This is a genomic window from Bifidobacterium sp. B4079 (assembly GCF_026537385.1).
GTDB classification, from domain to species: domain Bacteria; phylum Actinomycetota; class Actinomycetes; order Actinomycetales; family Bifidobacteriaceae; genus Bombiscardovia; species Bombiscardovia asteroides_I.
The window spans coordinates 19,450-33,269 of record NZ_JAFNMH010000005.1 but is presented as its reverse complement, the minus strand read 5'-3'; the positions used below and the strand labels follow the sequence as shown (position 1 = coordinate 33,269).

11 protein-coding genes are annotated in these 13,820 nt (G+C 53.8%); all 11 read right to left on the bottom strand.

All coding sequences use genetic code 11. The features are described from left to right. Window positions 1-98 precede the first annotated feature (98 nt). Entirely contained in the window at window positions 99-992 is an 894-nt protein-coding gene (locus J3T95_RS08665; RefSeq protein WP_267451129.1) for a 3-hydroxyacyl-CoA dehydrogenase, read from the bottom strand. A gap of 216 nt (window positions 993-1,208) precedes the next feature. Continuing rightward, window positions 1,209-2,102: a 3-hydroxyacyl-CoA dehydrogenase gene (locus J3T95_RS08660; protein WP_267451128.1), complete on the bottom strand. Its 894-nt coding sequence runs from the start codon at window positions 2,100-2,102 to the stop codon at window positions 1,209-1,211. A 310-nt stretch (window positions 2,103-2,412) separates the two neighbouring features. Next, entirely contained in the window at window positions 2,413-2,808 is a 396-nt protein-coding gene (locus tag J3T95_RS08655; RefSeq protein ID WP_220236505.1) for a VOC family protein, read from the bottom strand. 118 nt (window positions 2,809-2,926) lie between these two features. After that, window positions 2,927-3,460 (bottom strand): DUF4411 family protein, encoded by a 534-nt coding sequence (locus J3T95_RS08650; protein ID WP_267451127.1) that lies wholly within the window; start codon window positions 3,458-3,460, stop codon window positions 2,927-2,929. Next, window positions 3,457-4,626, bottom strand: coding sequence for an ImmA/IrrE family metallo-endopeptidase (locus tag J3T95_RS08645; protein ID WP_220236503.1), 1,170 nt, complete (start codon window positions 4,624-4,626; stop codon window positions 3,457-3,459). Before J3T95_RS08645 ends, J3T95_RS08650 begins: the two co-directional genes overlap by 4 nt. 497 nt (window positions 4,627-5,123) lie before the next feature. Then, window positions 5,124-7,193: a glycoside hydrolase family 31 protein gene (locus J3T95_RS08640; protein ID WP_324123858.1), complete on the bottom strand. Its 2,070-nt coding sequence runs from the start codon at window positions 7,191-7,193 to the stop codon at window positions 5,124-5,126. Between the two features lie 39 nt (window positions 7,194-7,232). Next, the gene (locus J3T95_RS08635; protein WP_267451125.1) at window positions 7,233-8,048 is read right to left on the bottom strand and encodes a carbohydrate ABC transporter permease; all 816 of its coding nucleotides are present in this window, start codon (window positions 8,046-8,048) and stop codon (window positions 7,233-7,235) included. After that, on the bottom strand, window positions 8,048-8,998 hold the full coding sequence (locus tag J3T95_RS08630; RefSeq protein ID WP_267451124.1) for a carbohydrate ABC transporter permease: 951 nt from the start codon (window positions 8,996-8,998) through the stop codon (window positions 8,048-8,050). Before J3T95_RS08630 ends, J3T95_RS08635 begins: the two co-directional genes overlap by 1 nt. 98 nt (window positions 8,999-9,096) lie before the next feature. Continuing rightward, entirely contained in the window at window positions 9,097-10,266 is a 1,170-nt protein-coding gene (locus tag J3T95_RS08625; RefSeq protein ID WP_267451123.1) for an ABC transporter substrate-binding protein, read from the bottom strand. 223 nt (window positions 10,267-10,489) lie between these two features. Then, window positions 10,490-11,503, bottom strand: coding sequence for a LacI family DNA-binding transcriptional regulator (locus J3T95_RS08620; protein WP_267451122.1), 1,014 nt, complete (start codon window positions 11,501-11,503; stop codon window positions 10,490-10,492). Between the two features lie 359 nt (window positions 11,504-11,862). After that, the gene (locus J3T95_RS08615; RefSeq protein WP_267451121.1) at window positions 11,863-13,734 is read right to left on the bottom strand and encodes a PfkB family carbohydrate kinase; all 1,872 of its coding nucleotides are present in this window, start codon (window positions 13,732-13,734) and stop codon (window positions 11,863-11,865) included. Window positions 13,735-13,820: the final 86 nt, after the last annotated feature.

Here is a 13,820-nt window from a genome sequence, read left to right as displayed (position 1 = left end):
TTTCACAAAAATGTCATAAATATACAGCCTACCACGTCCCCTGTGGTAGGCCGCGAAGGACTGTGCTCCGGCCTCGCGGCCCACTGGCAGAATTTGATTCAGGATTTGAGGAATTCAGCGTCCCGGTAGTCGGGGTCAGGGTAGTGGTAGAAGCCTTGGCCTGTCTCCTCGCCCAGCTTTCCTTGGTCGATCATGGCCTTGAGCTTGTCCAGGAGGGGCCTGGCCTGAGGGTTGTCGTTCTGGCGCTGGCAGAGGATGTTGTAGGCGGTCCGGAGGCCGACCATGTCGTAGAAGCCGAAGGGGCCCTTGGGTGCGCCAGTGGCGATCATCCAGGTCTTGTCGATGGTATAGGGATCGGCCACATCGTGCGCCCAGAGCATGCCGGCGGCGCCCATGAGCGGCATCAGGAGCGTGTTGAGTACGTAGCCGGGCTGCTCTTTGTGCAGCTGGATGGGGACCATGCCGATCTGCCGGGCAAAGGAAACGATTTGGTCGTAGACGGACGGATCCGTTTGATCGGTGCCCATGATTTCAGCGGTGTTCATCAGCCAGATCTGGTTGGCGAAGTGCATGTTCAGGAATTTGTCTGGTCGGCCGGTGTCCTCCGCGAAGGTGCTGGGCACGTAGGTGGAGGAGTTGCTGGCGAAGATGGTCTTCTCGGGGGCCGCCTTGGCCAGGCTCCGATAGAAACCGTGCTTGATGGAGGGTTTCTCGGGAATCGCCTCGATGACCAGATCCGCATTCCTGACGGCCTCGCCCAGGTCGGTAGCGAAGCTTATTCGTTCCAGCCCGGCATCGAACTGTTCGTCTGTTGCTTTCATATCGCGTTTGTAGGCCGCGCGAAGCTCCTTGATTCGCTTTTTGGCGGCCGTCACGGCATCGTCTCCAATGTCGTAGACCGTGACATTTTTACCCTTGAATGCGCATTGATAGGCGATCTGACTGCCTAAAACGCCACCGCCAGCGACGGTGACCTGCTCAATCTCTGTCATGAACGACCTCTTTCATCGTACGGGCATCCTTCCTTGGATGTCTGATTCCATGCTAATGAAAAAGTGCGGCTGGCGGTTTGCGGAGGTCGATGGGCAGCTTGAAGATCGGACGCGATAGAAAAGGCCTTATGAAGCCGAACCCGCCCGTTGGAAGAGGCATGTCGCAACGCTGTCCTCTGGAAGGGACGGGTTCTGTTTGGTAAAAGAGCAGTCCTGTCAGGCCTTCAGGAAGTCAGGCCTGTCAAAGGCGGGATCAGGATAGGTGTAGAAGCCCTGCCCGGAATCCTTGCCGTTCCTGCCCTCGTCCATCATCTTCTGGATCTTCTCCATGAAGGGCTTGTAATCGGGGTTGTCGCCCTGCTGCTCTTTGGTGATATTGAGAGCGGTCCGCAGCCCAACGACGTCAAAGATAGCAAAGGGCCCCATGGGGGCGCCTGTTCCGATCATCCAGGTCTTGTCCACGGTCTGCGGGTCTGCGATGTCGTGGCCCCAGAGATATGCGGCGGCGTTGAGCAAGGGGATGAGAAGGGTGTTCAGGACGTATCCGGGCTGTTCTTTCTTCAGAACGATGGGGACCATGCCGATTTCCTTGGCGTAGTCCACGATCAGGTCGAAGACCTTGGGGTCGGTCTGCTTGGTGCCCATGATTTCAGCGGTGTTCATGCGCCAGATCTGGTTGGCGAAGTGCATGTTCAGGAATTTGTCTGGTCGGCCGGTGTCCTCCGCGAAGGTGCTGGGCACGTAGGTGGAGGAGTTGCTGGCGAAGATGGTCTTCTCGGGGGCCGCCTTGGCCAGGCTCCGGTAGAAATCATGTTTGATGGAGGGTTTCTCGGGGATGGCCTCGATGACCAGGTCGGCGTCCTTGACTGCTTCAGCCAGGTCAGAGCTGTAGCTCAGATTGTTCAGGCCCGCATCGAACTGCTCGTCAGTGGCATTGATGTCCCTCTTATAGAGGTCGCGCAGGTTTCGGACGCGCTCCTCGGCGGCCGCCACAGCCTCGTCGTTGATGTCGTAGACCGTTACCTTCTTGCCCTTGAAGGCCGATTGATAGGCGATCTGGCTGCCTAGCACCCCACCGCCGGCTACTGTGACCATGTTGATGTTCGTCATGGGAACCCCTTTCATTTGTGGTACCCATCGTTGGATACGCTCTTTCATAGTAGAGCCAGGTCTTGGACGGGGCCAGGCCCACCGATGCGGCGAGAGGCCGATCAGGACTTGAAGCACCCTCCCCTTCTTCGAAGATGCCATAAACGGTGCGCAGGCCGCCGGCTACAGCGACTTCCCCGATAGTCGGCATGAGCAGCTGGCTCCGTTGCAGGGAGATCAGCAAATGGGCCTCATTGCTGGCATGGGATTGTTCGTACGGGGCAGGGCCCAGACCTTCGTGGCTGCGGTTGCGCCCGCTTGCAGCGGGCATTCAGAGAATCTGGCAGAACTCGATGGTTTCCTGGTTGGGACCGATGACGTTGAAGTAGCGGATTCCGTGCTGCCAGAAGGTGGGGATGGACTGGATGGAGTCCTCCCTGATGTTCAGCCCCATCTCCAGGGCGTGCTCGTAAGCGGCGTCGATGTCCGGCGTGTCCAGAGCCCAGTGGTTGATGGCTCCGGTGCGCATGGGCGCAGGTTCGCCCTCCCAGGTCTCGATGGTCAAATGGCCCAGGCGCAGGAAGGCGCAGCGGTTCTCCCCGTTGGGGTAGATGCCGACCAGCTCGAACCCGAGTTTGTTGGTGTAGAAGTCGATGGTCTCATCCAGATCGTGGGCGATCATGCCCGAGTGCTGCAAATCCTTGACGTAGTCCGACATTGGCCGCATAGTGGCTGCTCCTTTGGTACCTTGATGCTGCGATGCTTCCTTACACCTACTCTAGGCGGTGGTGCGTCTGAAGATGAAGGCGAGAGAGAAAATGAAACAGGCTTTGCAGTCTGAATCTTCAGAAGCCTCCATCGTTCTGCATGAAGGTGAATAGGTTTTCGGTGCTGATCGAAAGCTGGGAGGCGACGGTCGGAATCTTGGGACGCTTCCACGGGCGATCTGATTCAGCTTGGGTTTGCTCGAAAGTGACGATAGTGGCACCGTAAAACTTCGCCGTAGCGATCAACCAGGGGTCGGCAATTTGTTTGTTAGCCCATTCACGAAATGCTGTGGATTTGTATCCATTTTCAGGTCTGGCGATCTGATTGAGCACTGCGCTATATGCTTGTATAATGCCATCCTCTTCCTCGCAGATGACCAGTAAGCTGTTTATGGCGTCCAACCAGGTATCGACTTCTGGGCAGTTGTGACCGTATACCTCGTCGCGAACTTTGTCGATGATTGCCACTCGGCCCGAGTTAACCAAATTATGTAGATGCTGCCAGAACGGTGCAGATAGAGTGAACTGAGGGTTGTAGTACCGGTTGTAGGGCTCAATCAGGCAGTTTGCATCGATAAGAAAAAGCGGATTCATAAGGAGTGGCTGCGTCATGAGATGGCTCTCTTCATGAGTTTGGTGAAAGTATCACCATTGGTGCCAGTGAGACGATAAGCATCCAGATATGTGGTTCTGCCCTCGGCTACGCTGCTCGCCATCCTTTCCAGAAAGCGAGAATCGAATCTGCTTAGTTTGTTTTTATAATAGTCTCCTCCGGAGTGCTGCTGATTTTTAGTTCCTTCTGACCAGGTTTGGGCGGCCTGGTTGCATTTCTGGAAGGTTTCCTGGCTGATCAGCTTATGCTTCAGGGCATGAAGGGCCAAAGTGGTGTGGGAAACAGGGAAGCATGCCTTCAGCTTTTTCATCCGTTCGTCCAATGTGGTGTCGTCCGGAATGCTCTGCCACGTTTCCAGGAAGTCTTCGTCTGGCAGCAATATGGCTGCCCCTACCTCATTGCAGACCTGTTCAAGCCTGGTGACTCCGGTGGGTAGGGCGGTGTCATTGTATAACTCATCTGCTCCCAGCCAAACATGTGCCAGCTCATGCACCAGGGAGAAGAGGCGAGCGGTTTCGGGTTCGTCGGTCCTGTTGATGAATATCAATGGGGCGTATGGGTCGATGAGCGCAAAAGCACGAAATTCTTTGGGGTCGAGTGGTCTGCTGGTGTTGTTGCCAACCACTCCGTTCTGCATGATGAGAATCCCAGTACCCTCAGCGCGCTCGCGCAGCAGCTTGAAAGCCTTAGCCGGTTCATGCAGGCCGGATTTGCGATACCAGCGCTCATCAATCTTCAGAGCTTGACGAATATCCTCGGCAATAAGCTTGCTATCGTCATCGATGGTTCGAGAACCCACCTGTCCCAGTCGGGTGCCTTCATTATCGATACGGTCTTGTCTCGCCCAGTCCTGAATGGCAGTCATCTGGTCAGTGGTGTCCACAAGATCTCGTGAAGGACGTCCTTGTGGCTGCTGACTGCCAATAGTGCGTTTGGCATAGATAGGCGGCGTATCATCAATGGGCTCATCCATGAAGAAGTAGCCGAATGGCACGTGCAACTTGTCGCTGATGTCATGTAGCTGTGAGACAGTAGGCCGTTTGGTGCCCTGTTTCCAAGCATCAATATTCTTACGTTGGCCTTCACCTAGATGGTCTTTGGCGCCTATGGACATGACCCAATCGAGAATGGTGCGAGGAACATTGACACGTACTGTTTGAGCCATCGTTCCCCTTCCTGTATCTCGAATCCTATCTGGCCATAGGTACGGCTATTTGCGTGCTAGTGTTTACTAGTCATTTTCGCAGAGCACTTTGGACATCATTATTCGCTCTTTGACGGTTATGAGCAAGCCTATAAAAGGCTCCGGTGCCAGTTACTGACCAGGCCGGTTGGAATTGATGCCCACAGGAATTATGGTCATCGGCACTCGTTTATTGGTTTGTCTCTTCACTTATGGATTACGCTAGAATCGCTTTCCGAGATATTGACTTCTTACGGATCATAACCTGGTGATCCGCTGCCTAATCCTCCTTTCACTTAGTCGATAACTTGGCAAACTCCCTGAGTGAACGTTGCACAGGGTGGCATATGAGCGTGAAAGTTCAATGAGACTGGGAACGGGATGAACCATGTCTTGATCGACTAAGAAGTCGGGTCAGGACGAGCGGCCCCGACCCGATGCGAATGACAATGGACATCCGTGACCGTGCGACGGATATATCAGAGTATGCCCAGCAGCTCGTGGTTTCTGCTGTCCCTTGCGAATACCGGCAGGGTATCCAGCGGGGCTTCTGCGGTGATCCTCTGGCCCCCGTCGTACATCGCCCCGTCGCGAAGATCCTGCCACTGCGTAGCCGCGTCCCCAGGCAGGTAGACCTGTCGAGATCTGGCTCCTTCCTTTACCACAGGGGCGACCAGCAGATCAGGTCCGAACATGTACTCGTCGGCGATATCGGAGGCAGCGTCGTCATGGGGGAATTCGTAGAACAGTCCCCTGATGAGCGGCTGCCCATCCTCATGCGCTTGAGCGAATAGCTCACGCAAATAAGGGCGAAGACGTTCTCGGATCCTGATGAACTTGACATAGATGTCTTCGACAGACTTTCCGTAACTCCATGGTTCGTTGCTCGCCCCGGACGGCAATCGTCGTTCGCCTTGCGCTGTAGCGACAGCGGTCTTGGTGGTCCCATCGGGGTGATGCTGGCTACGGTCACCGTGATTGCGCATGACCGGCGAGAAGCAGGAGAATTGCGCCCATCTCAATAACAGTTCACGGAACGTGGGGTCGTCGATATCTCCATCGTGGAAGCCTCCAAGATCGGTGGTGAACCAAGGAATGCCGGCCATGCCCATATGGATAGCGCAGGTAATCTGTGCTCTGAACGCCTCGAAGGTGGATGCTACATCGCCCGACCATACAAGAGCCCCATATTGCTGGGATCCGGCCCATGCGCATCTGGTGAGGTTAATGATCTGTCCTTGGCGCCCGTAGGCCAGCTGCCCTTCGTAGAACCCTTTGTTGTATTCCCGCGGATACAAATTGGCTGTCTGCTGAGCAGGTCCAGCCCAGTAGCGGTAATTGCTGAAATCGTAAGTGCCATACTCCGGTTCGGCTTCATCCAGCCAGAAAGCGTCGACGCCGACATCGGCGTAGTGCTCACGACATTTCTCCCATACATATTGGCGGGCTCGAGGGTTGGTGGCATCAAAGAACTGGCTGGGTCCCTCGAACATCATGCCGATGTCTTCGCCGTGGTCTGCTCGCACCAGCAGATTCTTGGCTTTCATCTCTGGATAGTTTTCAGAAGTCAGTGCTATTTGCGGCCAGATTGACACCATGAGTCGAATTCCCATCCTGTGCAATTCCTTGCTCATGCTGACTGGATCTGGCCAGAATTCGTCTTCGAATCTGAAATCACCCATGTGGGGCCAATGGAAGAAATCAATGACAATGAGGTCCAGAGGGATGCCGCGTTTTTTGAACTCTCTGGCAACCTCCAGCAATTGATCCTGGTTCCAATAGCGGAGCTTGCTCTGCCAAAAGCCCAGACCCCATTCAGGCATCTGAGGAGCATGACCGGTAACGTCTGCGTAATTGGACATAATTGAGCGATAATCGGCACCGGTTGTAATCCAATAATCAATCTGTCGAGTGCTCTCCGCCGACCATTGAGTCTTATTTTTCCCAAAACTGACGGAACCGACGGCCGGATTGTTCCATAGGAATCCGTATCCGTTGCTGGAGACGACGAAGGGTATGGAGATTTGCGAGTTCCTGTGGGCCAGTTCGAGCGTGCAGCCTTTCAGGTTCATGATGTTCTGTTGATATTCGCCCATGCCGTACAGACGTTCGTTTTCCGGAGGGACGAATGTCACCTTGACCTGGTGGTCGCCTCCCACGATGGGAATGAAAGAGCGTGCTCTTAAATTCAAGGAGCCGCCATCGTTCATCTCGCTGAAGAGCAGCTTGCCGTCGGTGCGCCAAAAACTGAGCAGGCACTTCTCCGTATAGCCGTTGCCTGTGTCAATGCCGCCCGAAGCTCGCGCCTTGACCATTAGAGATCCGTTGGTTATGGTGGCCTGTCCCCGTCGGTCATCGATGCTTATGTGCACTGCCTCTGCAGGCTCATGGTGGTCGCGTAAAAGCGCCCAGTCCGGGTCTTCAGGTTCGTGCATCTGCGAGGATCGGACGCGTATTGAATCGGTTCCCCAGGGCTCGATGCGAAGGTATTCGCCGTCGCCTGTCCACTGCAGCGCCTGGCCGTCGGTGGTAAATGTTGAATGTTGCATTGATTCAGTACCCTTTCAATTGGTTGATTCACTTTCGGTTCAGTCCTTTATCGCACCTGCTGCAACTCCCGCAGCGACATATTTCTGTGCGACGATCAGCAGTACTGCGGTTGGCACCGAAGCCAGGACGGCTGTAGCCATCAATGGACCCCATTCCTGATTCTGTGCCCCTATAAAATCATAGAGGCCCATCGTGATGGGACGCATGCGACCTCCGCCGGAATCCAGCGTTGACGCAAACATGAAGTCAGACCATGCCCAGAGGAATGAGAACAGCGAAGTCGTTACGATGGAGTTTCTGCTTAGCGGAACCACTATGGTTGTGAATACACGCCAATGTGAAGCGCCATCAATTTCTGCAGCTTCAATAATGGAATGCGGCATGCCGGTCATGAAGCTCGATAGAAGCATGACGGCGAATGGCACGGCCACTGTGGAATCCGCAATGATCAGGCCGGGGATGCTGTCCAAAAGGCCGATGCGGTTGTAGATCTGATAAAAGCCCAGGGCCATGACTACAGCGGGGATCATCTGGGCCACAATCAGAAGGAAATTGATCGTTCTGCGGCCTTTGAGTTCAAGAAAAGCGATGGCGTATGAAGACGGAAGTGCGATGGCGAGTGTCAACAGAACTACACCGATGGCAATGAGCAGGGATGTGCCTAGGTATGTCATTTCGGTGTGGAAGGCTGAAGAAAAGTTCGCCAACGTGAAATCGCGCGGATATAGGTCTCCCGAGCGAATCGACCGTCTTTTGGTCAGAGAGATGTTGATCATCCAATAAATCGGGAAAAGCATGATTAGGGTGAATACGACGGCGATCAGCGTTTTCCACCATGTCGAACGATGTTTCATTATTGCTTGCTCCTCTCTGAACCCTGTGCCCGTAGATAGGCTAAAGCGAATACCAGGGCGATGGCGATCAGAATGGTGCCCACGACGGATGCTTCTGAGTATCGGATGGTTGCGGATGTTCCTTTTTCGAATGCCATCTCATAAGCCCAGGTGGCAAGGGTGCGCGAAGTGCCCGTTCCTTTGGTCATTATCCAAATTATGTCTACGGTTTTGAGTGTGTATACGAATCCGAGCAGGAGGGTGATCATGGTGACAGGTTTCAATAAAGGAAAGGTGATTTTCCAGAATCGCTGCCAATAGTTGCAACCGTCCAAGGATGCAGCTTCGTATAGGTCTTGGTTAATGTTTTGCAATCCTGAATACAGAATGACCATATTGAATGGAATGCCTAGCCAGATGTTGGCAATGATGACTGACCATAGGGAGTGATCAGCCTGCAGCCACCATATAGGGGAACCGCCGAAAAAGCTTATGACTTTGTTGATGACACCGGTATCGGCATCCATCATCCATTGCCAGATAGTGCCTGAAATCATTGGAGGCAGGAGCCAAGGGACCAGGAAAGCGCCACGGAGCACAGTCGATAGTCGAAAATTCTGGTTGAAGAATACTGCCAGTGCCAGCCCCAGGCTGTATTGGAAAATAATTGAGAGCACCACAAATAATAAGGTCTGTACGAGTATCGTCCAGAACTTCGGATTTCCTAGAACCTCCTGGTATACCTGAATGCCGGACCACGGTGCGTCACCGGTGACGAAAGTCCGGCGAGTGAAACGGTGCTGACTCATGAAGATATTTTGGATAAGTGGTGCTACGTAGAAGATGGCCAGATACACGATGAGAGGCATAGCGAAGCTCCAGGCCGCCAGTGTCGTCGAATGGATGCCGCGTTTTTTTGAGTTCCGGATGCTTCCGTCGGAGTCCTGTAATGGATGAATATTGAATGACATCGTTCACCTGATCAACGCAAGAAATGAGATTATTGAAAATTGCCTTGAGGCAAGGGGGTGCTGAGAAGTCGAGCATCTCTGTCGACTTCTCAGCTGGTTCAGCGCTGGTTCAGCGCTTCCTGTAGATCTTCGGAGAGCTGCGCTGAAACATCCTCATATTTGAGGCCAATGTCAGAAGTTCTGCCCTTGGCCTGCTCAATCGGCCTTACCCACGGGGCCCAGATCTGGTTCTCTTTGACCTGCTGGTTTCTTACGGAGCGTTTCGCTGCTAAATAGACCATCTCATTATTGGTCTTTTTTAGATTCTCCCCGTCAACCAGGCAGTCAATGACTTTAGCCGCTGCTTTGCGGAGATCCTTGTCGGCCTTTTTCTGGGTAGGCATAGTTATGAACTCGCCTCCGGTCGGCACGGGGGCGACTCCGCCGGATTTACCAGGAATCGGTATCATTCCATACCCCTTTTCCTTGGCGGATTCGGCCTGCCATGAGCCATTTTCAGAGAATCCGTACTGATCAGTTAGGAAAGCATCCCAGGCTGCAGATTGATTGTCGGTGGATACTGATTTTGGCGCCCAACCTTTTCGGACCCAATCAGAGACCAGGTTCAAAGCATCGGTTTCAGCTTGTGATTTTGGATGCTTCAGATCTCCCTCTGCTCCCCAAAACCAAGGCAGGAACTGGAACGTACCTTCCTCGCCGGAGATACCTGCGAAAGTAATGCCTTTGCTTCCTGACGCTACCACTTGTTCTATAGCCTTGTTCAGGCTCGTCCAATCTTTTATGGACGCAGGATCGACATCTGCTTTTTGCAGTAACTTCGGGTTATAGTAAAGCCCCAGTGCATTGGAACCGTAAGAGATGCCGTATTGGACGTTGTCGATGATTCCAGGCGCCTCGATGTTGCTGTCATATCCCTTGGTGTTGATGCCAGCAGCTTTGATGTCGGTAACGAGGCCAGCATCAACTGCGGTAGGCATTTTTGGGTTATCTATCAAGGCGATTTGCGGGGCATTCCCGGCCTTTACGGCGGTGGTGAGATTATTCAGCAGATCAGACTGGGGGTATCCGGTGCGCTTTATTTTGTAACCCTTGGGAGCGCAGCGCTTGACGAATGCCTCCCATGTGCTGGATGCGTTTTTCTGTGGATAGGGATCCCAAAAACCAATGGTGTCCGCACTCTGATTTGAGCCGCCGCAAGCGGCGAGACTTGCCACAATGACGACAGCTGAACAGATGGTTGCGAAGCGTTTGATGAACAGGTTGTGCATGATTTCCTTTCTGCGATGCCGCTACGGTGTGGCATCTTCATCCAAGCTGGTATGATTCGAGCCCCGGAGTCGAATCATCACTTATTGAACCGGTTCACCAATATTATATAATATCCTCGCAGTAGGTCAAATCAATTAATTATTGGACAGGTGGGACGCCGCTTGGAGTTTTGTATTCGGGATTGCAGAAACAAACTCTCCTGGAGATAGCCAGATGACTGCATCAGTGCTGTTTGCTGACTGGTTGCTGTAAGGTAAAATCTAATAATGATCTTGTGATGGGGGCATCCGGGTCCTGAATGCGAGCTACCAATGTACTCACGATTTTCTGCGCCAACTGGTCTATATCGGTTTGGATGAAGGCGAATGAGGCTAGCACTGACCACTGCATTTGTTTGGGAAAGACGGAAATCACATACAGGTCGTCTGGAATTTGAATGCCTCTTGAGGAAAAGGCCTGCGGGGCTATAATTGACGCACTTTCATTGTGGATGATCATCGCAGTGGCATGAGGATACAGATGTAACGCGTGCAACAGTTCTCCTGCTGTATCCGATTCATCGTTGTCAGGTGAATAGATATGCAGAATAATTCCTAGATCCTTGGCGCTTTGTGCGATTTGGTCTCTGAACCGTAAGGCGAAGCCCATACGCTTCTCAAAAATGCTGTTAGACCAGGAGTACAAGATCACCTCCTTATGGTTATCGGCAGCTATGCGCTGCATGCATCTTGCAGCCTCCGATCGGAAGTCTGAATCCACAGTGTCTAAACCGAAAGATGAAATCGGCGATCCGAAAACGACTGTGGGGATTCCAATCTCATTGGCAGTAGTCATGCGCGGATCATTGTCACATACATCCATAAGTATGAAACCATCCACTTTATGGGAGGCGGCGGCTTTCCTCATGGCGTCGCAACCGTCATCAGAACCGATGAACATGCTGTCGTAACCGGATCGCGTCGCATACTCAGACAATAGATAAATGTGCAGCCCGAAAAAGGATGATAGGTAGACGCCATGGTGGGTGGGCGACACAATTCCCAGTACGTTGCTTCTCTTGGTTGACAGGGCTCTGGCCGCGTGATTGACGGTATACCCCAGATCATCTATTGTGCGCTGCACCTTCTCTGCCGTCTGTTTGCTTATTCTTTTGTCGTTGGAGAGTACGTATGAAACAGTGGCTTTGGAGACTCCAGCCGCTTGGGCTACGTCAGAAATCGTCACTACTTTATCCACTTTCACCCTCCTTTTGGTCTGCGCAGCCGCTGGCGGGTATAACAAGCAAGACATCAGGGCAAAGATGTCCACCCCTCATTAGCTATCTATATGGTACTCAGAGATTGAATAAGTTAAGTCGCTTCACTTAGTTAGCTGCCGTCAGTATTATCAGAGAAACAGATCGCTCGCAGATGAAAAGCCGGGTTCTGAGAGGATCTGGCCATAGCTGCATTCATGGGCGACTGTCTGCAAAGTTCTTAAAGTACAGCCCCTGATTGCTGTGTCGGGTCGGCGCGCATATCTTCAGAAGCTATAGGCCTTGATGATAGGCACGGCAGACGATCACAGCCTTCCGACCGTGCTCGGGCCCAGATTATTCAGTCGATCAGGCCTTCGAGCTGGCGGCGGTTGATCAGGGAGGGAATGACTCCTTCGTGGGCGACGCTGAAGCTGGCGGCCAGGTTGGCGATGTGAGCGGCTTTGTCCAGGGAACATCCGTTGCACAGATAGGAGGCCAGGGCGCTGATGAAGGCATCGCTGGCGCCGGTGTCGTCGATCGTTCGGGTTTCATGGGCTGGGAAGTCTTTGTGCCCGCTGGCGGTGACTAGGGTGCAGCCGCGCTCACCCAAGGTGATGATGACCTTGCCGACTCCGCCGTCAATGAACTGTCTCGCTTTATCCACTACCGACCCTGGTCCGGGTATCAGGGTGTTCAACTCGTTCAGATTCGGGATCAGGATGTCGATCGAATCCAGCAGGTCTTCAGGCAGGTGGTCGCAGGATGATGGTTTGACGATGGTGGCGGCCTGGTGGCGCTTGGCTATTCTGCAAGCCTCGGCGACAGTGTCCATGGGGATTTCTGTCTGGATCAGGCAGTAGCCGGTGTTTCTGAAGATCTGGTCGCGCTCGGTGATGTCGTCCGGGGTCAGGGATTCGTTGGCGCCCGCTACTAGGGAGATCATCGACTCGCCCTTGCTGTCGACGAAGATGTAGGCTTTGCCTGTGTCTGCCCCACTGACTCTGCGCACACCAGCGGCATCCACATGGGCTTGCCTCATAGTTTTGTAAATGTAGTCTGCGGCGGGATCACTGCCGACATTGCCGATCAGAGAGACTTGATGCCGCAGTCTGGCCACGCCTACCGCCTGGTTAGTGGCTTTGCCCCCTGGTGTGGAGGCGAAATTTCTGGTCGTGGTGGTCATACCTGCCTTGGGCAGGCTAGGAGCAGTCAGGTAGGTGTCTACGTTGATGCTGCCGACCACCACGATCTTCTTGCATTGCTGATCCGGGGGTCGGCCGACGGTTTTCTCGCCGTCCAGGGCGAAGACATGCTCGAAAGTCTCGCTCGAATCAGACTCATGTTCGATGGCGCGGATGATCCGTCGGCACAGGTAGGCGCCGAAATCGGCATTGCGCATGACGTAGGACGATATTTCCGGGCTGCCCGGGTAGCGTAGGTGCACGTTGGTGTCGTTCATCAGGGAGACCAGGGAGAGGTCCTGCGGCAGGCGATAATGCATGGATTCGACGAACTGAAGGAATTCCAGGGCATGGTGATAGTGGGATGCCACGACACCAGTGACATGCCGGTTCTCTAGCACCCTGGTCAGGTCTTCGCCGAAGGTTTTCATGACCATGTCAGTGTGGTATTGGATGTTGTGGTCGAACAAGCAGCGACGATAACCGTGCAGGAAGCTATGGGTCCGTCTGCCCGGCGAGAGCAGGCAGGCGATGCTGGTGTGGTGGCGCTTGATCAGCTCTTCAGTCAGACTGTAAGCGGCCTCCTCGTACGGCATGAGAGCAGTCCTGTCGTCTCCTAGGGGCCCGATGGTGAGCTCAGGAGTCCCTCGTGCCTCGATTTTGCTTTTCAAGGCCAGGCTTGTGCGGTCGATCGGCTCCCAGACCATGCCATCTACTTGATGCTCCAGAGCGGCCAGGATGTTGCGTTCCTCCTGGTCATGATCGCCATAGCTGTTGAAAACCAAGGTGCCGTACCCCGACTTTTGTGCCTGCTGGATGATCCCGTCCAAGGTGGAGTCCATGGAGATGGATGAACTCAGCAGGACCCCGATTCTCCAGGTTGTGGTGTTGGGCTTGGAGGATCCGTAAGGCGTGTAGTGGTACTTCCTGACCAGTTCAAGGACCCTGTCGCGCGTGGCGGCAGTGATGCTCGCGTCCCTGTGATTCACGATCTTGGAGACCGTCGATGTGGATACGCCGGCAAGCTGGGCAATGTCCTTGATGTTCATGGGGTTCCCATTCTCCTTATTCTTTGACGCTCCGGCGAACGGCTTTGTCGACCTGCTGGATCTAGCGAATCAAGCTTACCTGAGAG